Annotated in this window: 29 protein-coding genes and 3 tRNA genes; 28 read left to right on the top strand and 4 right to left on the bottom strand. The window is 46.4% G+C overall.

The window, feature by feature from the left end:
• Positions 1-142: 142 nt before the first annotated feature.
• The 10 genes from DW183_RS03305 (at position 143) to DW183_RS03260 (ending at position 10,103) form a co-directional block, all read left to right on the top strand.
• The gene (locus DW183_RS03305; RefSeq protein WP_118280622.1) at positions 143-1,606 is read left to right on the top strand and encodes a tetratricopeptide repeat-containing diguanylate cyclase; all 1,464 of its coding nucleotides are present in this window, start codon (positions 143-145) and stop codon (positions 1,604-1,606) included.
• A 24-nt stretch (positions 1,607-1,630) separates the two neighbouring features.
• Positions 1,631-2,257: a sugar O-acetyltransferase gene (locus DW183_RS03300; protein ID WP_118280621.1), complete on the top strand. Its 627-nt coding sequence runs from the start codon at positions 1,631-1,633 to the stop codon at positions 2,255-2,257.
• Positions 2,258-2,350: 93 nt separating this feature from the next.
• Entirely contained in the window at positions 2,351-3,625 is a 1,275-nt protein-coding gene (locus DW183_RS03295) for a hypothetical protein (protein ID WP_118280620.1), read from the top strand.
• Positions 3,626-3,799: 174 nt separating this feature from the next.
• Positions 3,800-3,872: transfer RNA gene (locus DW183_RS03290), tRNA-Lys, on the top strand.
• Positions 3,873-4,103: 231 nt separating this feature from the next.
• A complete protein-coding gene (locus DW183_RS03285) occupies positions 4,104-5,696 on the top strand; it encodes a xylulokinase (protein ID WP_118280619.1) in 1,593 nt (530 codons plus the stop codon).
• 27 nt (positions 5,697-5,723) lie between these two features.
• On the top strand, positions 5,724-6,419 hold the full coding sequence (locus tag DW183_RS03280; RefSeq protein ID WP_118280618.1) for an L-ribulose-5-phosphate 4-epimerase: 696 nt from the start codon (positions 5,724-5,726) through the stop codon (positions 6,417-6,419).
• A 276-nt stretch (positions 6,420-6,695) separates the two neighbouring features.
• A tRNA-Gly gene (locus DW183_RS03275) sits at positions 6,696-6,766 on the top strand.
• Positions 6,767-6,858: 92 nt separating this feature from the next.
• The gene (locus tag DW183_RS03270) at positions 6,859-7,836 is read left to right on the top strand and encodes a Gfo/Idh/MocA family protein (RefSeq protein WP_118280617.1); all 978 of its coding nucleotides are present in this window, start codon (positions 6,859-6,861) and stop codon (positions 7,834-7,836) included.
• A 6-nt stretch (positions 7,837-7,842) separates the two neighbouring features.
• On the top strand, positions 7,843-9,177 hold the full coding sequence (locus DW183_RS03265) for an MATE family efflux transporter (protein ID WP_118280616.1): 1,335 nt from the start codon (positions 7,843-7,845) through the stop codon (positions 9,175-9,177).
• Positions 9,171-10,103: a GTP-binding protein gene (locus DW183_RS03260; protein ID WP_118280615.1), complete on the top strand. Its 933-nt coding sequence runs from the start codon at positions 9,171-9,173 to the stop codon at positions 10,101-10,103. The genes DW183_RS03265 and DW183_RS03260 overlap by 7 nt, the downstream gene beginning before the upstream one ends.
• Here DW183_RS03260 and trmB read toward each other — a convergent pair.
• Entirely contained in the window at positions 10,100-10,756 is a 657-nt protein-coding gene (gene trmB / locus DW183_RS03255; protein ID WP_118280614.1) for a tRNA (guanosine(46)-N7)-methyltransferase TrmB, read from the bottom strand. The genes DW183_RS03260 and trmB overlap by 4 nt on opposite strands.
• Positions 10,757-10,935: 179 nt before the next feature.
• On the opposite strand from trmB, the gene DW183_RS03250 reads away from it, so the two are divergent.
• Positions 10,936-12,429, top strand: coding sequence for a D-alanyl-D-alanine carboxypeptidase family protein (locus DW183_RS03250; RefSeq protein ID WP_118280613.1), 1,494 nt, complete (start codon positions 10,936-10,938; stop codon positions 12,427-12,429).
• Between the two features lie 146 nt (positions 12,430-12,575).
• Here the strand turns inward: DW183_RS03250 and DW183_RS03245 are convergent, their stop codons facing one another.
• Positions 12,576-13,091, bottom strand: a complete 516-nt coding sequence (locus tag DW183_RS03245) for a hypothetical protein (protein ID WP_118280612.1) — start codon at positions 13,089-13,091, stop codon at positions 12,576-12,578.
• 203 nt (positions 13,092-13,294) lie between these two features.
• Here DW183_RS03245 and DW183_RS03240 point away from each other — a divergent pair, with 203 nt between their 5' ends.
• Both DW183_RS03240 and DW183_RS03235 read left to right on the top strand, forming a co-directional pair.
• Positions 13,295-13,927, top strand: coding sequence for a type IV toxin-antitoxin system AbiEi family antitoxin domain-containing protein (locus tag DW183_RS03240; RefSeq protein WP_118280611.1), 633 nt, complete (start codon positions 13,295-13,297; stop codon positions 13,925-13,927).
• A gap of 9 nt (positions 13,928-13,936) precedes the next feature.
• On the top strand, positions 13,937-14,800 hold the full coding sequence (locus DW183_RS03235) for a nucleotidyl transferase AbiEii/AbiGii toxin family protein (protein WP_118280610.1): 864 nt from the start codon (positions 13,937-13,939) through the stop codon (positions 14,798-14,800).
• Here DW183_RS03235 and mobA read toward each other — a convergent pair.
• Positions 14,797-15,420: a molybdenum cofactor guanylyltransferase gene (gene mobA, locus DW183_RS03230; RefSeq protein WP_118280609.1), complete on the bottom strand. Its 624-nt coding sequence runs from the start codon at positions 15,418-15,420 to the stop codon at positions 14,797-14,799. The genes DW183_RS03235 and mobA overlap by 4 nt on opposite strands.
• A gap of 88 nt (positions 15,421-15,508) precedes the next feature.
• On the opposite strand from mobA, the gene DW183_RS03225 reads away from it, so the two are divergent.
• Genes DW183_RS03225 through rsmI form a run of 7 tightly spaced genes read left to right on the top strand, consistent with a single transcriptional unit; the run spans position 15,509 to position 21,505 of the window.
• A complete protein-coding gene (locus DW183_RS03225) occupies positions 15,509-16,888 on the top strand; it encodes an aminotransferase class I/II-fold pyridoxal phosphate-dependent enzyme (protein WP_118280608.1) in 1,380 nt (459 codons plus the stop codon).
• 58 nt (positions 16,889-16,946) lie between these two features.
• On the top strand, positions 16,947-17,549 hold the full coding sequence (locus tag DW183_RS03220; RefSeq protein WP_118280607.1) for a guanylate kinase: 603 nt from the start codon (positions 16,947-16,949) through the stop codon (positions 17,547-17,549).
• Between the two features lie 3 nt (positions 17,550-17,552).
• The gene (locus DW183_RS03215) at positions 17,553-17,993 is read left to right on the top strand and encodes a YaaR family protein (protein WP_118280606.1); all 441 of its coding nucleotides are present in this window, start codon (positions 17,553-17,555) and stop codon (positions 17,991-17,993) included.
• 16 nt (positions 17,994-18,009) lie between these two features.
• Positions 18,010-19,002, top strand: coding sequence for a DNA polymerase III subunit delta' (gene holB, locus DW183_RS03210; RefSeq protein ID WP_118280605.1), 993 nt, complete (start codon positions 18,010-18,012; stop codon positions 19,000-19,002).
• Positions 18,999-19,877 (top strand): PSP1 domain-containing protein, encoded by an 879-nt coding sequence (locus tag DW183_RS03205; RefSeq protein ID WP_118280604.1) that lies wholly within the window; start codon positions 18,999-19,001, stop codon positions 19,875-19,877. Before holB ends, DW183_RS03205 begins: the two co-directional genes overlap by 4 nt.
• Positions 19,877-20,617 carry a tRNA1(Val) (adenine(37)-N6)-methyltransferase gene (locus DW183_RS03200; RefSeq protein WP_118280603.1) on the top strand — a complete coding sequence of 247 codons (741 nt, stop codon included), beginning with the start codon at positions 19,877-19,879 and terminating at the stop codon, positions 20,615-20,617. The genes DW183_RS03205 and DW183_RS03200 overlap by 1 nt, the downstream gene beginning before the upstream one ends.
• Before the next feature lie 51 nt (positions 20,618-20,668).
• Entirely contained in the window at positions 20,669-21,505 is an 837-nt protein-coding gene (gene rsmI, locus DW183_RS03195; RefSeq protein WP_118280602.1) for a 16S rRNA (cytidine(1402)-2'-O)-methyltransferase, read from the top strand.
• Here rsmI and DW183_RS03190 read toward each other — a convergent pair.
• Positions 21,500-23,257, bottom strand: a complete 1,758-nt coding sequence (locus DW183_RS03190) for a DUF885 domain-containing protein (RefSeq protein ID WP_158573008.1) — start codon at positions 23,255-23,257, stop codon at positions 21,500-21,502. The genes rsmI and DW183_RS03190 overlap by 6 nt on opposite strands.
• Positions 23,258-23,372: 115 nt before the next feature.
• On the opposite strand from DW183_RS03190, the gene DW183_RS03185 reads away from it, so the two are divergent.
• From DW183_RS03185 to rpsR, 8 genes are all read left to right on the top strand, one after another.
• Complete coding sequence (locus DW183_RS03185) at positions 23,373-23,960, top strand: nucleoside recognition protein (protein ID WP_118280600.1); 588 nt, start codon at positions 23,373-23,375, stop codon at positions 23,958-23,960.
• Positions 23,957-24,481 carry a spore maturation protein gene (locus tag DW183_RS03180; RefSeq protein WP_118280599.1) on the top strand — a complete coding sequence of 175 codons (525 nt, stop codon included), beginning with the start codon at positions 23,957-23,959 and terminating at the stop codon, positions 24,479-24,481. Before DW183_RS03185 ends, DW183_RS03180 begins: the two co-directional genes overlap by 4 nt.
• 79 nt (positions 24,482-24,560) lie before the next feature.
• Positions 24,561-25,034: a divergent PAP2 family protein gene (locus tag DW183_RS03175; RefSeq protein ID WP_118280598.1), complete on the top strand. Its 474-nt coding sequence runs from the start codon at positions 24,561-24,563 to the stop codon at positions 25,032-25,034.
• Positions 25,035-25,101: 67 nt separating this feature from the next.
• Positions 25,102-25,175 (top strand) — tRNA-Met (locus DW183_RS03170).
• Positions 25,176-25,236: 61 nt separating this feature from the next.
• Positions 25,237-25,443: a DUF951 domain-containing protein gene (locus DW183_RS03165; protein WP_118280597.1), complete on the top strand. Its 207-nt coding sequence runs from the start codon at positions 25,237-25,239 to the stop codon at positions 25,441-25,443.
• A 104-nt stretch (positions 25,444-25,547) separates the two neighbouring features.
• Positions 25,548-25,838, top strand: coding sequence for a 30S ribosomal protein S6 (gene rpsF / locus DW183_RS03160; RefSeq protein ID WP_118280596.1), 291 nt, complete (start codon positions 25,548-25,550; stop codon positions 25,836-25,838).
• Positions 25,839-25,858: 20 nt separating this feature from the next.
• The gene (locus DW183_RS03155) at positions 25,859-26,293 is read left to right on the top strand and encodes a single-stranded DNA-binding protein (RefSeq protein WP_118280595.1); all 435 of its coding nucleotides are present in this window, start codon (positions 25,859-25,861) and stop codon (positions 26,291-26,293) included.
• Positions 26,294-26,314: 21 nt separating this feature from the next.
• Positions 26,315-26,566: a 30S ribosomal protein S18 gene (rpsR, locus tag DW183_RS03150; RefSeq protein ID WP_118280594.1), complete on the top strand. Its 252-nt coding sequence runs from the start codon at positions 26,315-26,317 to the stop codon at positions 26,564-26,566.
• Positions 26,567-26,593 lie beyond the last annotated feature (27 nt).

Raw genomic sequence — 26,593 nt, 5'->3', positions numbered from 1 at the left:
ATAAGGCAGGAAAATGCGGGAAACTCTAAGAAATATCACAGAAATTAAACATTGTCATCTTTAAATAATTAGGAAACGATGTTACACTATAAATGATTTTCTTTTTTACAAATGAAAGAATTTTTTAGTTTGGAGCGCCTTTATGAAACAAGACACAGAACAGTTGAGACAACTTGCCTATGACTATTTAAAAGATGGTCGTCTGGAGTATGAGAGGGGGAATACCGATGACAGTATTACCCTGACCGAAAAGGCAAAAAATACATTTGAAACAATTGGTGACAAGGAAGGATGTGCTTCCAGTCTGAATATGCTGGCGGTTCTTTTGGGAGCAACCGGCAACGGTAGTATGGCGATCGACCAGCTTTTTCAATGTATTGAGATCGCGCAAAAATATGGCTATCCGATCTATGAGATGATGGGCTATGTCAATATCGGTTGCGAATATCAGGTCATTGGCGCGCATGAAAAGGCTTTGGTCTATTTTAATCTGGCAGAGGAAGTCATCCGCAAGTATCATTTAGATCAGGATCCGAACCAAAAGGAGCGCGTGCTGGGTGCATATATCAATATGCAGGACTCTTATATGTCCTTAAAGCAATATGACATGGTGGAAAAGTTTCTCATTCTGGAGCGACCATTGATTGAATATATGCCAGATGAGGAGTGGATCCGTTTTGATTATGATGTGATGGAAAGCCGGGTAAATTGGGTTCTTGGCAAGAAAGACCTGGTCTATGAGAAACTGGATTATCTGATAAAATGTGCCACAGAATATACTGCGATTGGCAATTATGTACAAAACTTTACGGAATTATGCCAATTATTGATAGATATGCAGGAATACGATAAATGGAAGCAGGTCATTGAGATCATGGAGAGATATTCGACGAAGGCAAACGTGCTTGACCTCAAGTTGTTTGTCAACGAGATGTGGCGTAAGTGGTATCAGACCATGGATGATATGCCTTCCTATACGAAAAAATGCATGGAATTGACAGATCTTTACAATGAGAAGATTGAAAAGGACAGATATGACAAAGAGGCAGCCTATGATGTCAGGGTTGCTTTGGAAAATAATGAGAGGGAGCGGAAACAGGCAAAAAAGAAGTCTGATACCGACCAGTTGACAGGTGTATTCAACCGTTACAAGTTGGGCGAAGATCTTGCCGGTTTCTGCAAAAAGGATTTACAGCGCCTTTGTGTAGGTATTCTGGATATTGATTGCTTCAAGGAAAAGAATGATACTTACGGACATCTGAGCGGAGACGACTGCTTAAAAGATATCGCCAGTATTATTCAGGACGTTGTCAGCAAGCACTCTGGCAAGGTTTACCGTTATGGCGGGGATGAGTTCTTAGTCGTCATCTTAAACCATGAAAATGAGGCGATCAAGGAGATCGCAGACCAGATCCGGCAGAAATTGATGGAAAAAGCCATTCCGAATGAAAACTCACGCGCAGGCGTCCATGTGACCTTGTCGCAGGGTTACAAGAATGGTAAGTTGTCAGAAAATAAGGATTTCCGAACATTTTTTGACGAGGCAGACAAGATCCTTTATCGCGTAAAGCGGGGCGGCAGGGACAACTATATCGTAGAAGAATAGAAAAGTTAAAGGAGGGTTTTATAAATGGAACAAAGAGACAATATGCACAATGGAAAGTTATATGATCCGAACGATGACAGCGTTATGGAAGAACAGATGGTATGCCTGGATCGTTTGTATGATTTCAACCAGACCAGACCGTCGGAAATGGATAAGCGCAATGCTATCATGAAGGAAATGATGGGAGATGTGGGAAAAGATTGTTACATAGAACCGCCTTTTCATGCGAATTGGGGCGGCAAACATGTACATTTTGGGGACGGAGTTTATGCAAATTTCGGCTTGACCTGTGTAGATGATACCCATATCTATGTAGGCAGCCATACTCTCTTTGGACCAAATGTCGTTTTGGCGACTGCAGGACATCCTATGATGCCGGAATTGCGCAAACATGGCATCCAGTACAATATGCCGATCCATATCGGGGAGAATTGCTGGCTGGGAGCCGGTGTTATCGTTGTGCCGGGTGTTACGATCGGGGACAATGTCGTGATCGGTGCCAGTAGTGTCGTAACCAAGGATATTCCGTCCAATTCGGTAGCAATGGGTACGCCATGCCGTGTCGTTCGACAGATCAACGACCATGATAAAGAGTACTATTTTAAAGATAAGAAGATTGATTGGTCAGAAATGCAGCAGTTTTTAGATTAGTCATCCGTTTTTCTATTGGAAAGTTTGGCAAGACAGGGTATAATGTCTTTAAATGTACAAATATGTCTTAATAGAGGAAAACGGGGGACATTCATGAAAAAAGAAAAAATTACCATTGCTTTTGCCAGTGTGATCGAGGCATTATTTCTCTTGTTGGAAATTTACTTTATGATACACGCCAAAGGCAATTTTCCGGTTTTACTGATTGTTGCCATTTGTATGGTGGCGGTTCTCTTCTTTCTTGTTTTATCGATCATCGAACTGAGCCAGAAAAATAAAGAAAAAGAGAGACTGGATTACGAGGAGATCTATAAGGCGCAAAAGGCATCTTATCTTGCACAGAGAAAATACTTTGATGAGTTGAACGAACGCCTGAACCAGTTAGAGGAAAATACGAATTTTCCGGCGGAAGATATTATCACAGCACAAAAGGCAGTTGCAAAGGTAACGATTTCCAGAAGTAAGGAAAATGCAGACGCGCTTATGAATGCCAATGATGAACTGATCCAGCGCGTGTTTGGATTTGAGGAAAAACTGGCAGACAATAATGATGCCCTTCTTCGCCAGCAGGAGACACTCTTGCAGCAGACGAGAGAAGAACTTGTGGCTAATAATCAGGGAATGCAGGATCAGTTTGCTGCCCTGCATCAGGCATTGGAGCAGATGAAGCAGGAGATTTCCGATCTGGAACTCCGTCAGGCAGCACAGCCGGCGGCAAGTCCGGTAGCAGAAAGCCCGGCAGCGGAGGCACAAGCACCGATTCCGGAGGAGCCGGTAGAGGATGATGCTTTTGCAGCAGCCGAGGAAACTCTTGCACAAGAGACTGTGGAAGAACCTGTAATAGAAGAATCCGTAGCCGAACCGATCATAGAAGAAGCGGTTGAAATGCCGGAGGAAGCAGAAGAAGTGACAGCCGCACCGGAGGCAGAGCCTGTTGACAATGGCGGAGAGATCTCGCAGGCAGAGATCGATGCCATGCTTGCAAGCCTTGCATCGGATACAGAGGAAATGCGTCAGGATGAGACCGTGATCGAGGAAGATGCTCCGATGGTCGACGAGGGACCGGTCGCAGCCGAGGAGGCTGAGGCGATCGAAGAAGAGGCAGGGGAGACAGAAGAAGTACCTGTCATGGAGGACATGCCATCTGTAGATGATCTGCCAAGTCTGGACGAGTTGGATGATCTGGATCTGCCGGATCTTGAGGAATATACAGAAAGTGCAGACGATCTGCCGGATCTGGATGCTATAGCAGAGCCGGAACCAATGCCGGAGCCTGCCGCTGAAGAAAAGCCACCAATGCCGGATTTGTCAGATCCGAATAAGGTCTTGTCACCGGATGAGATCGCAGCCTTATTTGCAAATATGTAAAAAATCAGGGGTCGTGATGCGAAATCACGGCTCCTTTTTGAATGGCATATAAATATATTTTTATCAAATTTGAGAAATCAAAATTTATTTAGAAAAAAATGAAAAAAGTACTTGCTTTTTTCATCGAGTCGTAGTAATATATTTTTTGTCGTCAGGAACGACAGACAAGTATATGCGCGATTAGCTCAGCTGGCAGAGCACCTGACTCTTAATCAGGGTGTCCAGGGTTCGAACCCCTGATCGCGCATTTGAAGAGTGTCGGACTTAGAAATGTCTAGGTTTGGCGCTTTTTTATTTTCCAAAAATCTCCCTGTCGGTCGGCAGAGGATCTCCAGACCAGTGCGATAAAAAAGTGAACTAAATTCGTTAATAAACGTATAGTGGAAAAAAACCGGCAATGCTATACTAAATGCAGAATAAGGATCATAGGTCTTATAACAGAGCCTTGTATAATTTTAAATAATTTGAGGAGGTACTTATGGGAAACATAGGGGAATTGATTGCCGGTGGAAAGGCAATCCTCGGAATTGAATTTGGTTCGACGAGAATTAAGGCAGTGCTAATCGATGAGGCGCACAAGCCGATCGCAAGTGGGGACCATGTCTGGGAGAACCGTCTGGAAAATGGTTTCTGGACCTACCATGATGATGAGATCTGGGCAGGTTTGCAGGATGCCTATGCCAATCTGAAAAAAGATGTGGCAGACAAATATGATGTGAAATTGACAAAAGTTGCTGCACTTGGTTTTTCTGCCATGATGCATGGATATCTGGCATTTGATAAAGACGGAAATCTGCTGGTGCCATTTCGGACATGGAGAAATTCTACGACCGGTCCGGCTGCCGCAGAATTGAGTCAACTGTTTTCATACAATATCCCGGAACGCTGGAGTATCTCGCATTTGTATCAGGCGATCTTAAACGGCGAAGACCATGTAAAAGACCTTGCTTTCTTTACGACGCTGGCTGGCTATATCCACTGGCGCATGACAGGGGAAAAGGTGCTGGGTGTCGGTGATGCATCCGGTATGTTCCCGATTGATCCTAAGACAAAGCAGTACGATGCCGTCATGATGGATAAGTTTGAAGATCTGATCGCAGACCGCCACTTTGCATGGCATCTGGCAGATATTTTACCGGAGATCCGTCTTGCCGGAGAAAGTGCAGGAAGTCTTACTGCAGAAGGTGCAAAACTCTTGGATCCAAGCGGTGAATTAGAGGCAGGCATTCCGATCGCTCCACCGGAAGGAGATGCCGGAACGGGCATGGCTGCGACCAATAGCGTCAAACAGCGTACAGGTAATGTTTCCGCCGGAACATCCGTATTTGCCATGGTGGTTCTGGATAAGGAACTTACCAAATACTACCCCCAGATTGACATGGTAACGACACCGGACGGAAGTCTGGTTGCCATGGTACATGCCAACAACTGCACAAGTGACCTGAATGCATGGGTTGGATTATGTGGCGAAGTCTTAGATACTTTTGGTGTAAAGGTGTCCGGGGATGAATTATATGGTACGCTTTATCGCAAGTCCTTGGAGGCAGACCCGGATTGCGGCGGATTGCTTTCCTATGGATTTTTGTCCGGCGAAAATATCATGAACTGCGTAGAGGGACGTCCGATGTTCGTACGGACTCCGGAGAGCAGGTTTACACTGGCAAACTTCATGCGGTCTCATCTGTATGCAAGTTTCGGTGCTTTGAAAGTCGGCATGGATCTGCTTTTACAGGAAGAAAAGGTTGAGATCGACGCTATCTATGGACATGGCGGTATCTTTAAGACCAAGGGCGTAGCCCAGAATTATCTGGCAGCAGCACTGGATACACCGGTTTCTGTTATGGAGACGGCAGGCGAAGGCGGTCCTTGGGGCATGGCACTTCTGGCAGCCTATCTGGTCAATAAGGAAGCAGGGGAGACACTTGCCGATTATCTGGCAGATCGTGTCTTTGCAGATGCGGTTGGCTCATCCGTTGACCCGGATCCAAAGGACGTAGAGGGCTTTGATGCATATGCCAAGACCTTTAAGGATGCGATCGCAGTAGAGCAGACAGCGGTAGAGAAACTGTAATTTTTGACAAAATGAGGTGAGGATCTTATGTTAGAGCAATTAAAAAGAGAAGTTTATGAGGCAAATATGCTTTTGCCAAAATATCAGTTGGTGACATTTACCTGGGGCAATGTCAGTGGTATCGACAGGGAGGCAGGACTTTTTGTAATCAAGCCGAGCGGTGTAGATTATGACAAACTGACACCGGAAGATATGGTCGTTGTGGATTTGCAGGGCAATAAGGTCGAGGGCAAGTACAACCCTTCTTCCGATACGGCGACCCACATGGTACTTTACAACCGTTTCCCGGATATTGGCGGTATCGTGCATACCCACTCTACCTGGGCGACATCTTGGGCGCAGGCAGGAAGAAATATCCCTTGCTATGGTACGACCCATGCAGACTATATTTACAAAGACGTTCCATGTGTCCGCAACTTGACCAAGGAGGAGATCGATGAGGCTTACGAACTCAACACAGGAATCCTGATCGCTGATGAGTTTGAGAGACAGGGCATCGACTATATCGCAACGCCTGCGGTTCTTTGCAAGAACCACGGACCATTTACCTGGGGCAAGGATGCACATGAGGCAGTACACAATGCAGTCGTTTTGGAAGAAGTTGCAAAAATGGCGGCAAATTGTGAGATGATCAATCCAAAGGTTGCTCCGGCACCGGTAGAATTGCAGGATAAGCACTACTATCGCAAACATGGAGCAAATGCCTACTACGGACAAAAATAGTCTTGCACACTAGATCAGGTGTTTTAAGTCTTTGCTGAGACAGCGAAAGGATTTTCGCAGGCATTTACAGATCTTAAGGCAGTGAAAAGACCGATAGAAGTAAGGAATATAAAAACAGCATTTCATATAAGAGAAAGTCTCCGGGCTTTCTCTTATTTTATGCATAAATTATGCTTGTGTGCTTTGGCAGGAAATTTCAAAAAAAGATCCTTCCCATGCTTTTCTTAATTTTTGCAGCGTGCTATAATGTTATTTGTACCAAGATTGGTAACACAGGCAGGATTAGTCTATCGGTAGGGCGCCAGCTTCCCAAGCTGGATAGGCGGGTTCGACTCCCGTATCCTGCTTTTCGTATTTTATGAGGGGATCTTATAGTTGATGGGGTGCTGATAGAAACAGCACTTTTTTCTTTATCATTTTATAATACAGGAGGTTTTTCATGGAAAAGTTTAGATGGTGTTTTATCGGAACGGGGAAATTGGGACATCAGGTGGCAGGGCAGTTGCTTGCCAGTGGCAGACATGAGATCGTGTCCTGCTATACCAGAAATATGGATAATGCCAAGGCTTTTGCGGAGGAGTTCCATTGCAAGGCATATGGGAGCGCCGAGGAAGCCATTTTAGCAGATGGTGTGGAGGGCGTCTATGTCGTGACACCCCACAATGCGCATTTCCGTTATGTCAAAGAGGCTCTGGAACTGGGCAAGCCGGTATTGTGTGAAAAGGCGTTTACGGTCACAGCGGAGGAGACCGACAGTCTGATCGCGCTTGCAAGGGAAAAGAAAGTCTATCTGGCAGAAGCTATGTGGACCTGGTTCTCTCCGGCTGCCAATCAGGTCAAATTATGGTTGATGGAGGACAAACTGGGAAAGGTGACGGATGCCAACTTCACTTATCATATGAAGTCTGTCAAATATGCACCACGTGTGTCGGATCCAAAGCGTGCCGGCGGTGCCCTTTTGGACATCACGATCTATCCGATCACCTATGCTTATCGTTTGTGGGGCTATCCGGTAAAAATCGAGAGCAGCGGTACGATCGAGAATGGTATCGATTATGGCGAGGATGTGATGCTGACCTTTGAAAATGGACTGACTGCCAGGATCTCTGCGTCTATCGTGGATATGAAGGGGCTGGAAAAGATGACCATCAGCGGAGAAAAGGGTAAGATTCAAGCGTCTTTTTATCATGCGACCAATCAAGTTACTTATAAAAAGAACATCTTTCATAAAGAAGTGTTTAAGGGTCCGGGACCGCGCATCAATTCTTATCTGGATGAATTTGACGCCGTGGCAGAGGATATCCGGGCAGGCAGGCTGGAAAGTAAGATGGTGCCGCTGCAGGCGACATCCGATGTAATGCACATTTTAGACCGGGTCCGTAAGCAGATCGGACTGGAATATACAGAATTAGAGTAGGAAATCATGACAGAAGGTAAAATTATTAAATCCATTATCATATATGCGATCCCCTTGATATTGGGAAATTTCATGCAGCAGTTGTATAGCACGGTCGATTCTTTCGTGGTTGGTAATTATGTAGGAGCGACAGCACTTGCGGCGGTCGGCGCCAGCGGGCAGTTGACCTATTTTCTGATCGCCTTTTGTCTGGGGGCATCCGCCGGAGGCGGTATTTTGATCTCCCAGTTCTATGGTGCCAAAAGTTACGATGAACTCCACCATGTGATCCACAATATGTTGGGGATTGCCGTGGTACTGGGACTGGTATCGACAGTGGTTGGCGTTGCCTTTTGTCCGCAGTTATTGCGTGCCATGGGAACACCGGAAGATATGATGCCGGAGGCGGTTCTGTATCTGCGCATTTATTTTGGCGGCATGATCTTCATGACCTTTTATAATATGTTGGCAGCCATCCTAAATGCTGTCGGAAATTCCACAAAATCGCTTCAGTATCTTGTGGTTTCATCCCTTGTCAATATTGCTCTGGATTTTCTGCTGATCTGCGGATTTGGCATGGGCGTGGAAGGGGCTGCGATCGCGACGGTCATCAGTCAGGGCGTCAGCAGTATTCTGGCATTCCGCTATCTGGCAAAAGTGGATGCGCCTTATCGCGTAGTATTCCGTGACATCAGCCTGGATAAATATTGGGCGATGCGCGTTGTCCGTATCGGACTTCCGGCTGCCATCCAGAATGCAGTCATCAGTTTTTCCAACATTTTGATCCAGACAGGTGTCAATGCTTACGGAACCAATGTTGTTGCAGGATTTTCCGCCTATATGAAGGTAGACGGCTTCAATATCCTGCCGATCCTCAGTTTTTCCATGGCTGCGACGACTTTTGTCGGACAAAATATCGGTGCAGGCAAGCGCAAGCGGGCTTTCCAGGGTGCAGCCATGATCTTTGTCATCAATTTATGCTATACACTGATGATGACAGCCATTATGTTAGGCTTTGATACCCAGATTATTTCCGCCTTTTCCAAGGAGCCGGAAGTCATTACATCCGGTGTTATGTGCATCTGGGCACTTGCCCCATTTTACAGTGTTTTGGGCGTGATTCACTCCTTAGCAGGGGCTTTGCGTGGAACCGGAGATACCATGGGACCGATGGCGATCATCCTGATCTCGCTCTGTCTTTTCCGTGTGATCTGGATCTGGACCATGACATCGCGTATCGACGGTGTGATGGGCGTGTATCTGACCTATCCGACATCCTTTGTGCTGGGTGCCGTGCTCATGGTTATTTATGTGCTCTTTAAGTATCATCGCAGCAAGCAGAAAAAGGAGAAGTTATGGTAAAAATCGATCTCATCACCGGATTTCTGGGATCCGGGAAAACAACCTTTATCAAAGAATATGCCAGATACCTTATGCGTCAGGGCTTAAATATCGGTATTCTGGAAAATGACTATGGTGCCATCAATGTCGATATGATGCTTTTGCAGGATCTGGAAGGGGAAAAGTGTGAGTTGGAAATGATCGCCGGAGGATGTGACGCAGACTGTCACCGCAGGCGCTTTCGCACCAAACTGATCGCCATGGGTATGTGCGGTTATGACCGGGTGATCGTAGAGCCATCCGGGATCTATGATGTGGATGAATTTTTTGATGCCCTGCGTGAGGATCCTTTAGACCAGTGGTATGAGATCGGCAATGTGATCACGATCGTGGATGCAAAACTGGAAAAAGACCTGTCGGAGACAGCCAATTACCTCTTGGCAAGTGAAGCGGCAAATGCAGGCTGTATCCTGCTTTCCCATGCAGATGAGGCGGATCCGGTACAGATGGATGAGACCATTGCACATCTGAATGCAGCCATGGAGGGCATTCAGTGCAAACGCAGATTTTCAGAGGAAGTTATCCGAAAGAGCGTTTTGCAATTTGTGGATAAAGATTTTGAGAAGATCGCTAATTGTGGATATCGTATCGAGAGTTATGAGAAACGCTTTGTGGATGACAGCGGCGAGTTTTCCTCTTTATATTATATGAATAAAGCCTTTGATCGTGATCGGCTGGAAGTTCTGGTAAAGCAGGTATTTGCAGATGTATCCTGCGGCAAGGTATTCCGTATCAAAGGCTTCTTTTTGGATCAGAATGAGAAGTGGGTCGAACTCAACGCGACAAAAGACCAGATCCGTTTTGCACCGATCGGGGCAGGACAGGATGTCGTGATCGTGATCGGGCAGGATCTGGTCGAGGAAAATATTGATAAATATTTATCTTAGTCGTCTATGCGGTTGGCGATCAGTTTGCAGATCGGGTTGCCCTTGGAGGAGAACTTTTCCTCGTACTCAGTCATGATGTTACCGGCGTTCATGGACGCATCCTGATGCAGATCATAGGTCTTTGCATCGATCTGCCAGATGCTGGAATTTTCGATCTCTTCTACCGAAAAGTCGAAAAGGTCGCGGTTGTCGGTCTTAAACTCGATGTGACCGCCCTTTTTCAGGATCTTGTCATAGCGGTTTAAAAAGGCAGAAGATGTCAGGCGGCGCTTGGCATGCCGGTCCTTTGGCCAGGGATCACTGAAATTCAGATAGATTCGGTCAACTTCTCCCGGAGCAAAGATCTCCGCAATGTCCTCTGCGTTAAAGCAGAGAAAGCGTAAGGAGTCGATCGGGCTTTCCTCGGCTTCCATCTTTTGCACCGCGCGTAAAAGGACGCTGGTGTATTTCTCAATGCCAAGATAGTTGATGTCTGGGTGTGCCTTTGCCATGTCCATGATAAATTGACCTTTTCCCATACCGATCTCGATATGGAGTGGCTGTTTCTGCGGAAAAATAGATTGCCAGTTTCCTGCAAGGGAAGCGGCATCCTGCACACAATAAGGGCTGCTGGCGATCACTTCGTCTGCGCCCGGAATATTTCTTAATCTCATATAGGATCTCCATCTCAAATTATTTTAAAATTTAGCAAAACGATTATATCATAAAATAGGACTTTCGTGGTAGAAATCTGTTGCAGATGAAAAACGATGCGATTATACTATTACTGTATGTGCAAAAAGAAGCACAGATATGGGCAGTATAAAAGAAAAGAGATAGAAAAGAGAAGCAAATGAATAGAATAAAGAAGTGGATAGCATTATGTCTTGCGGGAGCGATCACGGCAGTATCGTCGCTTGGCAGTGCCATAAATACACAGGCAGCGGAGTATTGGCCGGACAATGTCAGCGTGACATCGGGAGCTGCAATCGTCGTAGAGATGGAGACAGGAACTGTCCTCTATGAAAAGAATGCGGATACCTCCCATTATCCGGCGAGTATCACCAAGGTCATGACCGCACTTTTGGCACTGGAAAATTGTGAGCTGGACGAGATAGTCACTTTTTCAGAGGAAGCAGTCTATGGCAATGAGGGAGATACCTCTCATATTGCCAGAGAAGTCGGGGAAGAAATGACGCTGGAGAACTGTCTTTACGGTATGATGTTAGAGTCTGCCAACGAATGTGCCTGGGCGATCGGCGAGCATGTGGGCGGCGGCAGTATGGACAAGTTCGTGGAAATGATGAATGCCAAGGCAAAGGAATTGGGCTGTACCGGTACACATTTTGCCAATCCGAACGGACTTCCCAACCCGGATCATTATGTGACGGCGAGAGACATGGCTTTGATCGCGCGTGCGGCTTACCAGTATCCAGAATTTCGCAAGATCAGTTCTACCAGGGCATACACGATCCCGGCAGACAACAAAAAAGAGGCATATAATTGTAACAATACCCATGGTATGATCAGTAATCACAGGGGAAGCAGTAACCTGTATGAATATGCGCTAGGCGGTAAGACCGGTTATACGGATGTAGCGGGAAATACCCTCGTTACCTATGCACAGAAAAATGGTATGACCCTCCTTTGTGTGATCTTAGACAGCAGTAATCCAGCGCATTATAATGATACGGAAAATCTGTTTGAATATTGTTTTCAGAACTTTTCCTTATATTCGGTAGCGGACAATGTCAACCTGTCGGATATGAGCGATCAGGCGGCACTGGGATCACTCAGTGATAAGATCGATCTGATCCGTGTTGATGAGGACGGCGTGGTCGTTCTTCCAAATACAGCATCTTTTACCGATGCGCAGGCGACGGTCACACCGACAGATAAAAATGCCGATAAGGGAGCCGTTGCAAAGATCTCCTATACCTATGCCGGAAAGCAGGTGGGAGGAGCCAATGTTATTTATGAGAAGAACACAAAGGCAACCTATCCTTTCCACAATATTTCCGCAGATAAAGGCGGATCCAAAGTAAAGTATTTCCGCATTGATTTTAAGACCATTCTTCTGGTGATCGGCATTATCCTGATCTTTTTATTGGCAGTTTATGTATGGAATGTCATGTCAGGACAGATCCTTTTGAGCCATCACAGAAAGAACGAAGACCGAAAGAAGAGAAGCCGTTATCGTCAGATCAGCCGTAATAAGAGGCGCAAACGAAAAGCGGCAGCAAGCCGTGCAGCGTCAAGCAGAGGCACGGCTACAAGGCGACAGCCTAACCGGACTTCCGGCAAGCCTATCCATAGAAATACAAAACGGTCAAAAAGGACAAGATAATTTGAATTAGACTATAATATATGGTTAAGATATAAAAAACGACAATATACAATTTGTATATTGTCGTTTTGCTATTTGCAGACATTTGTATCTGTACCATATAATGTCGGATATTTAGCGTATATGATATTTATTGTCAGACAATATCAGGAATGTTGCATGAGGCTTTCCAAGAGGATACGGAGTTGGGATGCATTTTTCGTATAGAATAAAAGCCCGTCTGTTGTATCTAAGATCGTGATATATTTGCCGTGACAGGTCTTGGATTCCCGGATCAACTGTAAGAGGTAGGACTTGTAGTTAGGATCTGTTGCTAGAAAGAGTGTCTCATAGTCCTCCAGGGAAGTCACATGTGCCTTGCTTTTTTGCAGCATGAAGGAAAGTTCCTGATCCTGATCCAACTGTTCGGCAGTCTTATTGATGATGAAGTAGCCGTTTGGATCCTTTGGCATATCAAGGGACTTGATGGCACGCTGTACCTGCTTGGTCAGACTGTCGCTGGCTGGGTAGAGTGATTCAAAGTATTTCATGAAATCGGTGGCAGTCTTAAAATGTTCGTTCTTTCCTTTTTCCAGCATCTCGGTCATAAGGATGCGGCGGATGATATCCTCACATTCTTTACGGGATGGGTTCTTGCGAAGTCTTCTTTCCATTTCCGGCATAATGTATCTCCTTACTGTCTTTTGCATTACCAAAAGACAAAAATATTTGTCTTTCATCAATATACGACAAAAATCATGGAAATGCAAGACAAAAAAGAGAAAGAAAGGACAGGTATATAGAATTGACATCAAATATACATATTCTTATAATAAAGGCAAGGAATGTATGAAACTACCTAATGTAAGATCAAGGAGTGGGGAAAATGGAATTAACAAATCTGAGCCGCGAAGAAAAGAAAGCCTATGATCTGGAGCAGATCGATGCCCTGGTGCAAAAAAATCAAGGCATGGCAAAGACAGCGGATATTCTCGCCATGGGGATTGACTACCGACGCATTTTGCAATTTCTGAAGGAAGGTTATCTCAAGCGGGTCAAAAGCGGTTATTATACGACCAAGTATTTTGACGGATCGGAAGAAAGTATGGTGGCGCGCATGTTCTCGGATGGAGTGCTTACCATGGAATCCGCTCTTTTTTATCACGGTTATCTGGAACAGCGTCCTTATGCATGGCACATTGCTGTCAGCAAGAATGTTTCCAAGTCCCGCTTTAAGATGGATTACCCGAATCTGCAGCCATATTACACGGAACCAAAGGTGCTGGGTATGGGCGTGACGATCATAAAACTGGCAGGCGAGCCCATGCAGATCTATACCAAAGACCGTCTGGTCTGCGACTGCCTCAAGTATCAGGATAAAATGGATCGAAACGATTTCAAGAAAGCCATCCTTACCTATATCGGTGATGAGGATAAGGACGTTGCGGCGCTGATGGAGTATGCCAAGGAGCGCAAGGTCTTAAAGAAAGTGCAAAACATGATTGGAATCTGGTTATAGGAGCATAGCATGATAAACGAAGCATGGATCAAGACAAAGAGTCAGGAACTGGATATTCCTTTTTCCCATATTTTAAGTGCCTATGTCCTGGAGACAACGGTGCGCATCTTTGCAGAATTGGCGGATGCCAAAGACTTCTGGCTGGAGGACAGTGACAGGCTGGGGCTGGATGTTTATAAGAAATCGGTCTCAGAGAAGGTCCGCTACTATTATACCGGTGGCAAAGCCTTCAAGGAGATCAAAGAGCGGATCCGGCAAGACTTATTGCAGGCATATGAAAAAGAAGGATTTGGCGTAGAACTGGTTTCCGAGGAAAAAGAAGGTCAGGGATTTCGGATGAGCTTTTCCATGGAAGTCTGCGACATGTATGTGCCTTTTCGCGTCAGCCTTTTGCCTTTTGGCGGAGAGCATATTTTTCCAAAGGAAGAAAATCTGCGGCTTTTTTTGGAGAATAACAAGACGATCGGTATATACGCATACCCGGTAGAGCAGATCGCGGCGGAGCATCTGCTGCCCATCGTAAAGCAGTTGGAATTGTTGCAGGACATGGAGCACTACCAAAAACTATACGAGATCCTGAGCAAATACCCTTTGGAGGGACGCAAGGTACAGGAAAGTTTAGGGGCCTTGTGCCGCAAAGACCATGTAAAATGCAGTGCCTTGGTATGGGAAAGTCTGAGCGGATACGGTACATACACTTATATGGAAAAGAAATGGAAAAGCCTTTTGCGTAAGGAGAAGAAAAAAGAGCCAGCCTGGCAGGAAGTGCACGGGCTGATCTGTAGGTTCTTAGAGCCTATCTGGGAAAAACTGATGGAAGATCAGATCTTTTTTGGCGATTGGATGCCGCAACTGGGCAGATTTTTGGACTAATGGTGGATGCTGCTGATGTCCTGTAACTGGTGGAAAAGGGCATAGTAATAGGAATCGCGGTCGCTCAGACGATAAAATTGGTCTTCAAAAGGCATGGTCGAGCAGAGCGCAACATCCGAAATCGGCACATAGTTGATATAGCACTTGGCTTGGATCTGGCTGTTGGTGCGGTTGTTCAAAAGGATGGACTTGCCAAAGGCAGGAATACACGCCTTGGAATACACGCAGGCGATGGTGTCGACATAGTGATCGCGCAGAGCCAGCGAACAGGCATCGTAGTTTTCGGATGCCGCAAGCAGGTGCTTGCAGAGTGACGGCTGGATAAAAGGGGTATCAATGGTTACAAAAAAAGCACGGTTTTCAACGATCATGGTAAGGCTGCTCAAGATCGCCCCTATGGGACCGGCATTGAGATAGATGTCAGGTATCTCCGTGACATCCAGATCCAGATGTCCGTAGTCACCACGCTGGTTGACAGACAGGTAGATGCGGTCAAAGTGGGGCGCAAACTTGTGCACCATATATTCTAATAAGCATTCATCACCGAATGGCAGCAGTGCCTTATCGGTTCCCATGCGGGAACTGTCACCACCACATAAAATGACCAAAGCCTGACTCATTGTAACCTCCAACAAACACGCGAAAAGCCATCCGCGTTTTTTCATGTAGATACTATTATAAGATGATAGAGGGAAAAAGAAAAGAAAAATGTTAGATCATAAATTAAGAGAACTGGCAGATTCGGACTTTTATCCGTTTCATATGCCGGGACATAAGAGACAGCAGACCGGGCTGGAAGACCCATATGCCATTGATATTACGGAGATCCCAGGATTTGACAATCTGCATGATCCACAGGGGCTTATCTTAGAAGCCATGGAACGTATGGCAGGGCTTTATCATGCAAAAAAGTCCTATCTTCTGGTCGGAGGATCGACTTGTGGCAACCTGACAGCAGTCTTTTCCGCTCTGCCGCAAAAGGGATGCATCCTCATGGGACGGGGCAGCCACAAAAGTATTTATCATGCTGCTTGGCTGCGGCAGTGCCGGATCGTCTATACCTATCCCAAGGTAGGGCAGATCGGCATGATCGAGGGAACGTCGATCGCAGAATATGAGCAGGCTTTGCAAGTCAACCCGGATATCGGAGCCATCGTGGTGACATCGCCGACCTATGAAGGGATGATCGAACCTCTGGATGAGATCGTGGCACTGGCACATGCAAGGGGGATCCCGGTCATTGTGGATGCGGCACACGGCGCGCATCTGGGCTTTGATCCCTATTTCCCAAAGTCTCCGCTGGAAAGCGGGGCAGACCTTGTCATCATGAGCCTGCACAAGACTCTGCCTGCGCTGACCCAGACGGCGGTGCTTCACGTCAATGAAAATTCACTTGTTTCGGAAAGGCAGATCGAGACCTATCTGGATGTATTTGAGACCAGTTCGCCGTCTTACGTCCTGATGGCTTCCATATGTCAGTGCATCCGCTTTCTGGAAGAAGAAAAAGCGGCATTTGGGGTATATGCCTCTCGTTTGCAGGACTTTTATAAAAAGTGTAAAAGTCTGGAAAAGATCCGTGTCTCTTCTTTCCCGGGGCAGGATCCGGGCAAGATCGTGATCGACGTATCAAAGACCTGGCTTTCCGGGCATGCGCTGGAAGAGATCCTCTTGCAAAAATATCATCTGGTTCTGGAAATGTCTTCTTTTTCCTATGGACTTGCCATGACAAGTGTCATGGATAGTGAAGAAGGATTTGTCCGTCTTTTTGAGGCACTAAAAGAGATCGATCGGGAAGCCAGTGCAAGAGATACAGACGATCCCTGCCGGACGGGGCAGGTCTTATACGGGCGCGGGCAAAAGGTCATGGAATATCATGAGGCAATGGAAAAAGCGAAAGAACGCTGTGCTCTTGATCAGGCAGAGGGCAGGATCGCAGCGTCATCGGTCGCCATCTATCCGCCGGGTGTACCATTGATCGTACCGGGTGAGCGGATCGATCAGGAGCGGATCGACCTCTTAAATCTAGCCCAAAAGCAAGGGCTGACCATCACCGGGCTTGTGGATCATGGGCTTTTCGTTGTCATTTGAGGTGGACTATATTATACTAGATGGTAAGCGCATTCTATAGACAGGCAGAGTAAGGAACATGGGAAAGATTTTTTGTATCATAGGAAAAAGTTCAACAGGAAAAGATACCTTATATCAGCGCATTTTGGGACGGCATGATCTTGCCCTGCGCCAGATCGTGTCTTATACGACCAGACCCATCCGCGCAGGTGAAGTGGATGGGATCGAATACCATTTTTGCACACATGAGGAAAAAGACAGGCTGCTGGCATCCGGCAAGGTCGTGGAGATCCGCAGTTATAATACCTGTCACGGCATCTGGGACTATTTTACCGTTGACGATGGCAACATTGATCTGAGCAGATATGACTATCTGGTGATCGGAACGATCGAGTCCTTTGTCAAGTTGCGGGATTACTTTAGTCAGGATGCGGTTCTTCCGATATATATAGAAGTAGAGGACGGCGTGCGCCTGCAAAGAGCACTGGATCGTGAGCGGTGCCAGAAGCATCCAAAGTATGAGGAAATGTGCCGACGATTTTTGGCAGATGCCGCAGATTTTTCCAAGGAGAAATTGCAGGAGGCAGGCATCCACAGGATTTTCTATAACGAGGACTTGGAGTGCACGGAAGAGGACATCGTATGCTTTATGCGCGAAGTCATGATGAGTGAGGAAGGCTAGCCTATGGATTTAAAGGTAAATGATGTGTCGGGCGTGACGCAGACACAGGAAGTGAATCAGACAAAGCCTACGGATGACGGATTTAAGTTCACCCTGGCGAGTGCCATCGATGATGCGGAATTAAAGGAAAAACTGTCGGGGCTGATGGATGAGATCACGGAGCAGGGAAAGAAGATCTCGGAGCACATGGATATCCGGGATATGAAAAAATACCGCGGTCTGGTCAAGGATTTCATGAATGAAGTCGTCAATCGTTCCCACAAGTTTTCCAGAGAGAACTTTTTGGATCGCCGGGGACGTCACCGCGTCTATGGTTTGGTAAAATTAGTGGATAAAAATCTGGATGATCTGGCTGGAGAACTGGTCAAGGAAGAAAAAGACCATCTTGCCATTCTTGGAAAAGTCGATGAGATCCGGGGATTGCTTCTGGATATTTCCACCTAAAACGGAGTAGTTTAAAATGAAGTTTGCAGACATAAAAGGACAAGAGGATATCAAAGAGCATTTGCAGAACGCGATCGCTTTAGGCAAAACGTCCCACGCTTATATTATCAGCGGGGAGAAGGATGCCGGCAAGATGATGTTGGCGGAGGCATTTGCCCAGACTCTTTTGTGTCAGGACCGGGGCAAGGATGCCTGCGGAAATTGTCATTCCTGCAAGCAGTGCCAGAGCCACAACCACCCGGATATCCGCTATGTTTCGCATGAAAAGCCAAATACCATTTCGGTGGAGGACATCCGACAGCAGATCAATAACGACATTGTCATCAAGCCTTATGCGAGCGAATACAAGATCTATATTATGGATGAGGCGGAAAAGATGAACAAGGCGGCGCAGAATGCCCTGTTAAAGACCATCGAGGAACCACCGCATTATGCTATTATCTTTTTGCTGACGACCAATGCAGCAGGATTTTTGCCGACTATTTTATCCCGTTGTGTGACCTTGGAATTAAAGCCGATCTCTGCGGATATCATCCGAAAAGAGTTGATGGAGCATCACAACATGCCGGATTATCAGGCAGATGTCTGTGCCCAGTTTGCCCAGGGGAATCTGGGAAAAGCCATCAAATTGGCATCTTCCGAGGAATTTAACGAAATGAAATCCCATATGACCTCTCTGATGCGTCGTATGGAAAAGATGGATGTCTTTGGTATTTCCCAAGCCGTCAAGGAATTGGAGGAATACAAGCCTAAGATCGGTGATTATTTGGATTTGATGAACATCTGGTTTCGAGATGTGTTATTATATAAGGCGACAGGTGATGAGAGAAAGATTACTTTTCAGGATGAAAAGATGATCATAAAAAGGCAGGCAAGTGAGTGTTCTTATCACGGGCTGAATACCATCATTCAGGCAGAGAATACCGCAAGGCGGCGGATCGCCTGCAATGGCAATTACAATTTGGCAGTGGAACTCATGTTGCTTTCAATAAAGGAGAATATTGCATGATAAAGATTGTTGGTGTGCGTTTTCGCACCGCAGGTAAAGTATATTATTTTGGACCCAAGAACTTAGACTTAAAGATCGGTGACCGCGTGATTGTTGAGACTGCGCGTGGTGTCGAGATGGGAACAGTTGCCGTAGCACCAAAGGAAGTGCCGGATGATGAGGTTGTCCAGCCGCTAAAGACTGTCCAGCGTATCGCGACCGAGGAAGACTTTAAACGGGCAGAGAAGAACAAGGAAAAAGAAAAAGAGGCTTTCAAGATCTGTCAGGAAAAGATCAAAAAGCACAAACTGGAAATGAAACTGGTGGACGCAGAGTACACCTTTGACAACAATAAACTGCTCTTTTACTTCACGGCAGACGGCAGGATCGATTTCCGTGAACTGGTAAAGGATCTGGCATCGGTATTCCGTACTAGGATCGAGTTGCGCCAGATCGGTGTGCGTGACGAGACCAAGATCATGGGCGGGATCGGCATCTGCGGCAGACCACTCTGCTGTAGTTCTTATCTGACAGACTTTGTTCCGGTTTCCATCAAGATGGCAAAAGAGCAAAATCTTTCCCTGAACCCGACTAAGATCTCCGGGGTCTGCGGCAGACTTATGTGCTGTCTGAAAAATGAGCAGGAGACTTACGAGTATCTGAACAGCCAGTTGCCGAATATCGGGGACTATGTGACGACACCGGAAGGGATCCGCGGACAGGTTAAGGCGGTCAGCGTCCTTCGTCAGCGCGTCAAGGTATTGATCGAGCAGAATGATACCAAGGAAGAGCGCGACTATGCAGTAGGAGACCTCAAATTCAAGGCAAAGCGCAAGAATGTCAAGGTCACAAAAGAAGAATTAAAAGAGTTGGCAAAACTCGAGGATAATAAATAATGGCAGGATCATTTTTACATGAGGGTGAGCGGCTGGATGAACTGCAACGCAACGGTTACAAGATCATCCAGGATCCCAAGCGTTTTTGTTTTGGTATGGATGCCGTGCTTTTGTCCGGCTTTGCCAAGGTAAAGCGCGGAGAGGAAGTGCTGGATCTTGGCACGGGAACCGGGATCATACCCATCCTTTTAGAAGCCAAAACAGAGGGGCAGCATTTTACCGGTCTGGAGATCCAGCCGGAGAGTGCTGACATGGCGGCAAGGAGTGTGGCTTACAATCACTTGGAGGACCGCGTTTCCATTGTCACAGGAGATATCAAAGATGCAACAAATATTTTTGGGGCATCTTCTTTTGATGTTGTGACCTGCAATCCGCCCTATATGACTGACCAGCATGGCATCAAGAATGACGGCGATGCCAAGACCATCGCCAGACATGAAGTGCTCTGTAATCTGGAGGATGTGGTATCACAGACGGCAAAACTCCTTCGTCCGGGCGGCAGATGTTACTTTGTGCACAGACCTTTCCGCTTGGTGGAGATCTTATCCACAATGAGCCGTTACAAGGTTGAGCCAAAGCGGATGCAGCTGGTCTATCCCTATGTGGATAAGGAACCCAATATGGTTCTGATCGAGGGGATGCGGGACGGAAAGTCCAGGATCACGGTAGAAAAACCTCTGATCGTATATCAGAGTCCGGGCGTTTATATGCCGGAGATCTACGATATTTACGGTTATTAAATGCTTGCGGGATAAAAGTAGAGCAAAGATAACGGAAAGGAGTGCCGGAGTATGGCAGGTATCTTATATTTGTGTGCGACACCGATCGGAAATCTGGAGGATATGACCTATCGCTGTGTCCGCATTTTGAAAGAAGTGGATCTGATCGCTGCTGAGGATACGCGAAATTCCATAAAACTTTTGAACCACTTTGAGATCGACACGCCCATGACAAGTTATCATGAGTTTAATAAGATCGAAAAGGCGCATACATTACTGGCAGCCTTAAAAGATGGCAAAAATATTGCCGTTATCACAGATGCCGGGACACCGGGCATTTCCGATCCGGGCGAGGAACTGGTGGCAATGTGTTATGAGGAAGACATCGAGGTCAATGCCGTTCCGGGTGCGGCTGCCTGTATCACTGCGGTGACGAGTTCCGGACAGGCGTGTCGGCGTTTTAGTTTTGAGGCATTTTTGCCAAAAGACAAAAAGGAGCGCGCGCGTGTATTGGCAGAGATGCAGCAGGAGACACGCACCATGATCGTTTATGAGGCACCGCATCATCTGCGTGCGACCTTGCAGGAACTTTATCAGGCACTCGGCGACCGCAGCATCACGCTCTGCCGGGAACTGACCAAGCGTTATGAGGAAAAGAAGAAAATGACGCTGGCGCAGGCTGTGGATTATTACAGGGAAAATGACCCGCGCGGTGAATATGTCCTTGTCATTTCCGGTAAGTCCAAAGAAGAGGTCATGCAGGAGGAGCAGAGCCGCTGGGAAGATTTGAGCATTGAGGAGCATATGCAGATCTATCTGGATCAGGACTACAGCAAAAAGGACGCCATGAAAGCCGTAGCCAAAGACCGTGGCGTCAGCAAGCGCGATATTTATCAGGCGCTTTTATGATGTTCCAAGCAGGGCATCCCGCAGGATATCAAAAGGCGCAGGTCCGGTCTGTAATATCTTTTTATGAAATTCCATATAAGAAAAATCATCTTTTTTTGCATCCTTATAGTCTTTCTGTAGGGATGCAAAATTCATATAGCCTACATAATAATGCAGGTAATTTGCAGGATCTTCCACGATCAACTGGTAGATCTGATCGACGACATCTTGATCTTTGATCCCATAATTTTCTAAAAATTCCAAAAGACTGGCACGATCCCAGCCATAATAATGGATGCCAATGTCGGCAGAGGCATAGAGACTTAGGACAATGCTCTCATTGAGGGCTAGGACGGACGCAAGTTGATCCGGCAGTCCGGCGTATTGATAAGACATATATTCCACATAGGTAGCCCAGCCCTCGGTATATGCCGGAAAGGATAAAAGGGCGCGCACCGGTTCCAATCCGTACTGATAGGACATGGCGGTCTGGTAAAGATGACCGGGAAAACCCTCATGTGCCATGGTGGTAAAGAGGGAAGTCGTGTCGGCATTGCTGTCTGGATTGTAAAAAATATTGTGATAGCCACCAGAATCCAAAGGCGCGATCAGATAGTAGGCGGGCGCACTGGTCTGCCGCAATTGTGGCGCAATTTCATGGATGGTGACGGTAACATTTTCACAAGTAGGAAAGTCATTTTGTATAGAATCCTGTAAATGCTCGATCATGTCATCGGCTGTTTTTAGGGGGCAGGTATAAGAGCCCAGCATGGACGCTAAGGCAGGATTGTGGGCAAAGAGGTCAGCCATTTGGAACAGGTCTTCCTGACGTTTGGCAGCGATTTCTTGGAAAACCGTATAGGGACTTTCCTTTGTGCCGGTGTTTTTTCTGACCAGAAGGGCGTAGTATGTACGTCCTTTTTCTTTGACAGAAAGACTTCCATTATCGTCTGTTTTGTCAATAATCGACGATAATTGATTAGAAAGCGACAAATAAGACGGTAAAACGACATCATAAATGATCGACTGATTCCGGGAGATATAGGACGCTTTTTCTGCTTCATCTAAAAAGGCAGCGTTTTTTATGCGGTCGTCAAAAGAAGTCAGAAGCAGGTGGTCCGCCTGCACCTGTGAAAAAGAGGCACAAAAATCAATGGTCTGTTGCAACGAGTCTGTGTTTTCCATAAGCCCCAATTTGGTCTGTTCCGTAGCAAAGGCATAGATCTGTCCGAAGTAGATATCCATTTCTTCTAAGAGGGACAGGTAACATTCAATATCCTCGGTATCGTGAAAGGAAAAAGAGGACAAAAGAACCGGCAGGGAAGAAGGAATACCGGCGGTCGGCGAGAGCAGATTTTGATAGTAGTAGTAGTCGCCCAGTTTTTCCTCCAGACCATAGTAATCCTTCATAAGGTCATAGACCAGCCTTTGCCGGGCAGTCAGATTATTGCGGTCAATGTCCTTTAAACGGTCAAGCAGATTTTTGATCTCATCCATTTCCTTGATATGTTCTTCCATGGTCAGTGTGCAGAGCGTCTGGTCCGAAAAAGTGATATGATAGGCATCCGGGTTTTCTAAAGTAAAGTGGCAGGACATAGGATCGGCTTCCATCTGCCTGCAAAACCAATCGTCTGTCAGATCCTCAAAAGTATCTGCATCGCTGGTCTGACCCGCATCAAAAAGCCTTGCATTTCCCAGATCCTCTTTGCTGCAGCCTACCGCCGAAAAGGCGATCAGGATAGCAAGGATCAGACAAAGAAATCGTTTTCCCATAATGCCTCCCAAAGAAATACCATAGTTACAGTGTATGTACAATGAAAAAAAATATGATTTCCGGCATAGATTTTCCTTAAAATTCATACATATGAAAAAAAGTCTTGGAGTGCCTATGAATTATCTTTGGGCAGGCATGCTTTTACTTGGCATCGTCTATGGAGGCTTTCGGGGAGAGATGGCGGCAATCACGGAAGCGGCACTTTCCTCTGCAAAGGAAGCCGTTTCTCTTTGTATCACATTGCTTGGTGTCATGTGTTTTTGGGTAGGTATGATGAACATTGCGCAAAAGAGCGGACTATTGCGTACTCTGGCAGAAAAACTGGATCCCCTGCTGAACTTTTTATTTCCTACATTAAAAAAGGAGACCAAGGCAAAAGAATATATCGCGACCAATGTCATCGCCAATATCTTTGGACTTGGCTGGGCGGCAACACCGGCAGGACTTTCTGCCATGCAGGAATTAAAGAAGGTCAGCCGGCAGAAAGAGGGCGTGGCAAGCCGGGAAATGTGTACTTTTCTGGTACTCAATATTTCTTCCCTGCAACTGATCCCGGTCAATATGATCGCCTATCGCAGTCAGTACGGATCGGCAAATCCATCCATGATCACGGGTCCTGCCATTCTTGCGACCGCGATCAGCACTTTGGTTGCCGTGATCTTTTGTAAACTGGCATGTATGGGGCGGGAGGATCGGCTATGAAATTGCTTCTATATATATCCGATGCCATCATCCCCATTCTCTTGTTTATCATCCTTTTTCACGCCCTGCTTGGCAAGGGAAGGGTCTATGAGGATTTTCTGGAGGGGGCGAAAGACGGCTTTCACACCGTGATCGGCATTATGCCGACGCTGATCGGGCTTATGTGTGCGGTCGGTGTCCTGCGTGCTTCCGGCTTTCTGACGGATCTGGCAGTCTGGTTGGGAAAGATCATACCCGAGGAAGTCTTTCCCTCCGTGCTTCTTCCAGCGGCTATCGTAAAAATGTTTTCCTCCTCGGCGGCGACCGGGCTGGTCTTAGATATTTTTAAAGAATATGGACCGGACAGCAGCAATGGGCTGATTGTATCTTTGATGGGATCTTGCACGGAGACCATCTTTTATACCATGTCGGTCTATTTTATGAGTGTTGGCATCCGAAAGACCAGATGGACGCTGGCGGGCGCGCTGGTAGCGACTTTGGCGGGGCTGATCGCCAGTGTGATCCTGGGGCGGATGCTATAGGAACTGTACAAATTTTCAAATTCGTAGTAATATAGGGAAACTTGGTGACATATATTATAGAAGATAAGGAAGAAAACAAATGAACATGCTCATGGATCTCATCACAAACCGTATATTTGTGGCAACGGCGGCTGCCTGGCTGGTGGCGCAAGTCTTAAAGGTTATCATTGACGCGGCAAAAAATGGTTTTTCCGCGGAACGTCTCACGGGAAGCGGCGGTATGCCAAGTTCACATTCAGCCACAGTTACGGGTCTGGTCGTTTCGACTGCTATCGTGGAGGGACTGGGAGGATTTCCTTTTGTTATGGCTTTGTTTTTTGCTATTATCGTGATCTACGATGCAGCAGGCGTGCGCATGGAGACAGGGCGCGAGGCGCAGTTGCTCAACCGTCTTTTGGAGCGGGATAAAGCCGAGGGCAGAGAGCCTTTGTACGAAGGAAACTTAAGAGAAAAGATGGGGCATACCATACCGGAGATCATCGTCGGTATGATCTTAGGCGCGGTCGTGGCAGTCATTGTCTGTAGTATCATGCAGGGGCTGATCGCATACTGATGTCAGATCTTGTCGATGACAAAAATTTGACAATCCGGGATAAGAAGCCTATAATAAATAACGTTGACGCGGGATGGAGCAGTCTGGAAGCTCGCCGGGCTCATAACCCGGAGGTCATAGGTTCAAATCCTATTCCCGCAATTTTTTAGGAGATGTCCGATAGGATGTCTCTTTTTTACATCACAAACCAAAGGAAAAGCGTATGGAGAACAAGTGGGATTTTCAGGTAAATGATATTGTAACCATGAAAAAGAAGCACCCTTGTGGGAGCGACCAGTTTCGCATCCTGCGTGTGGGAGCCGATTTTCGTCTGGCATGTCTGGGATGTGGGCATCAGATGATGCTGCCGCGTACAAAAGTGACCAAGGCATGCAAAAATGTTTTGCACGAAAATGTAAAAAAGGCTTGAAAAAGCGGGAAAATCATGGTATCATATCAACTCGTGGTATATTAAAATATCCTTGCTTTGCCGTATATTGGCAAGGCCAAAAGACCAAAAGGAGGTAAAATCGCATGAACAAGTATGAATTAGCACTCGTTGTTAATGCTAAGATCGAAGATGATGCGAGAGCAGCAGTCGTTGAGAAGGCACAGGGTTACATTACCCGTTTCGGCGGCGTTGTCAGTGAAGTAGAAGATTGGGGTAAGAAGAAGTTAGCTTACGACATCCAGAAGATGAGCGAAGGTTATTACTACTTCATCCAGTTCGAAGCAGAAGCTGATGCGCCTGCTCAGATCGAAGAAAACGTTCGTATTATGGATAATGTTCTTCGTTTCTTATGCGTCAGAAAAGACGAGGCATAGATAGTAGATAAGGAGTAGGAATGAATAGACTGATTATGATGGGTCGCTTGGTAGCAGATCCGGAAGTAAGATATGGGGCAGCCAATGGTTCTGCTGTAGCAAATTTTAGAATTGCCGTAGATAGAAGATTCAAGAGAGATGGAGATCCGGATGCAGATTTCTTCCGTATCACTGCTTTTGGACGTCAGGCAGAGTTCGCTGAGAAATATCTTAGAAAAGGTACCAAGATCTTATTGGAAGGTGAAATCAGAAACAACAATTACACCGGAAAAGATGGGAACATGGTATATTCCGATCAGATCATTGCGAATTCCATTGAGTTTGCAGAGAGCAAGAATGCTCAGTCAAACAATGGATTTGGCGGCGACATGGGAACTCCGGCACCGAATACAAACGCTGGAGACGGTTTTATGAACATTCCGGATGGTATTGAAGAAGAATTGCCATTCAATTAGCATTGATTAGGAGGTAGCGTCATGGCTTACAATAAGACAGCAGATGGTTCAAGAAGAAGACCAATGCACAGAAGAAAGAAAGTCTGTGTATTCTGTGGTAAGGACAACGTGATTGATTACAAGGATACAGCAAAGTTAAAGAGATACATCTCAGAGAGAGGTAAGATCCTTCCTCGTCGTATCACCGGTAACTGTGCAAAGCATCAGAGAGCTTTAACTGTAGCAATCAAGAGAGCTCGTCACGTAGCACTTATGCCATATGTTTGCGAATAAGATTCGTAGATAAGATATAGTATTCCA

Source organism: Roseburia sp. AM16-25 (assembly GCF_003473825.1).
In the GTDB taxonomy this organism is placed as follows: Bacteria; Bacillota; Clostridia; order Lachnospirales; family Lachnospiraceae; genus Pararoseburia; species Pararoseburia lenta.
Note: the sequence above shows the minus strand (reverse complement) of the source record. Positions and strands in the feature narration are given on the sequence as shown.

Bases quoted from the DNA above. Each gene is read 5' to 3' on its own strand.
- DW183_RS03190 (WP_158573008.1), bottom strand. From the start codon at position 23,257: ATGGGAAAACGATTTCTTTGTCTGATCCTTGCTATCCTGATCGCCTTT.
- rsmI (WP_118280602.1), top strand. From the start codon at position 20,669: ATGGCAGGTATCTTATATTTGTGTGCGACACCGATCGGAAATCTGGAG.
- DW183_RS03215 (WP_118280606.1), top strand. From the start codon at position 17,553: ATGGATTTAAAGGTAAATGATGTGTCGGGCGTGACGCAGACACAGGAA.
- DW183_RS03250 (WP_118280613.1), top strand. From the start codon at position 10,936: ATGAATAGAATAAAGAAGTGGATAGCATTATGTCTTGCGGGAGCGATC.
- DW183_RS03245 (WP_118280612.1), bottom strand. From the start codon at position 13,091: ATGCCGGAAATGGAAAGAAGACTTCGCAAGAACCCATCCCGTAAAGAA.
- mobA (WP_118280609.1), bottom strand. From the start codon at position 15,420: ATGAGTCAGGCTTTGGTCATTTTATGTGGTGGTGACAGTTCCCGCATG.
- DW183_RS03260 (WP_118280615.1), top strand. From the start codon at position 9,171: ATGGTAAAAATCGATCTCATCACCGGATTTCTGGGATCCGGGAAAACA.
- DW183_RS03265 (WP_118280616.1), top strand. From the start codon at position 7,843: ATGACAGAAGGTAAAATTATTAAATCCATTATCATATATGCGATCCCC.
- rpsR (WP_118280594.1), top strand. From the start codon at position 26,315: ATGGCTTACAATAAGACAGCAGATGGTTCAAGAAGAAGACCAATGCAC.
- DW183_RS03270 (WP_118280617.1), top strand. From the start codon at position 6,859: ATGGAAAAGTTTAGATGGTGTTTTATCGGAACGGGGAAATTGGGACAT.
- DW183_RS03225 (WP_118280608.1), top strand. From the start codon at position 15,509: ATGTTAGATCATAAATTAAGAGAACTGGCAGATTCGGACTTTTATCCG.
- DW183_RS03180 (WP_118280599.1), top strand. From the start codon at position 23,957: ATGAAATTGCTTCTATATATATCCGATGCCATCATCCCCATTCTCTTG.
- DW183_RS03300 (WP_118280621.1), top strand. From the start codon at position 1,631: ATGGAACAAAGAGACAATATGCACAATGGAAAGTTATATGATCCGAAC.
- DW183_RS03305 (WP_118280622.1), top strand. From the start codon at position 143: ATGAAACAAGACACAGAACAGTTGAGACAACTTGCCTATGACTATTTA.
- rpsF (WP_118280596.1), top strand. From the start codon at position 25,548: ATGAACAAGTATGAATTAGCACTCGTTGTTAATGCTAAGATCGAAGAT.
- DW183_RS03220 (WP_118280607.1), top strand. From the start codon at position 16,947: ATGGGAAAGATTTTTTGTATCATAGGAAAAAGTTCAACAGGAAAAGAT.
- DW183_RS03280 (WP_118280618.1), top strand. From the start codon at position 5,724: ATGTTAGAGCAATTAAAAAGAGAAGTTTATGAGGCAAATATGCTTTTG.
- trmB (WP_118280614.1), bottom strand. From the start codon at position 10,756: ATGAGATTAAGAAATATTCCGGGCGCAGACGAAGTGATCGCCAGCAGC.
- holB (WP_118280605.1), top strand. From the start codon at position 18,010: ATGAAGTTTGCAGACATAAAAGGACAAGAGGATATCAAAGAGCATTTG.
- DW183_RS03155 (WP_118280595.1), top strand. From the start codon at position 25,859: ATGAATAGACTGATTATGATGGGTCGCTTGGTAGCAGATCCGGAAGTA.
- DW183_RS03165 (WP_118280597.1), top strand. From the start codon at position 25,237: ATGGAGAACAAGTGGGATTTTCAGGTAAATGATATTGTAACCATGAAA.
- DW183_RS03240 (WP_118280611.1), top strand. From the start codon at position 13,295: ATGGAATTAACAAATCTGAGCCGCGAAGAAAAGAAAGCCTATGATCTG.
- DW183_RS03175 (WP_118280598.1), top strand. From the start codon at position 24,561: ATGAACATGCTCATGGATCTCATCACAAACCGTATATTTGTGGCAACG.
- DW183_RS03235 (WP_118280610.1), top strand. From the start codon at position 13,937: ATGATAAACGAAGCATGGATCAAGACAAAGAGTCAGGAACTGGATATT.
- DW183_RS03205 (WP_118280604.1), top strand. From the start codon at position 18,999: ATGATAAAGATTGTTGGTGTGCGTTTTCGCACCGCAGGTAAAGTATAT.
- DW183_RS03295 (WP_118280620.1), top strand. From the start codon at position 2,351: ATGAAAAAAGAAAAAATTACCATTGCTTTTGCCAGTGTGATCGAGGCA.
- DW183_RS03285 (WP_118280619.1), top strand. From the start codon at position 4,104: ATGGGAAACATAGGGGAATTGATTGCCGGTGGAAAGGCAATCCTCGGA.
- DW183_RS03185 (WP_118280600.1), top strand. From the start codon at position 23,373: ATGAATTATCTTTGGGCAGGCATGCTTTTACTTGGCATCGTCTATGGA.
- DW183_RS03200 (WP_118280603.1), top strand. From the start codon at position 19,877: ATGGCAGGATCATTTTTACATGAGGGTGAGCGGCTGGATGAACTGCAA.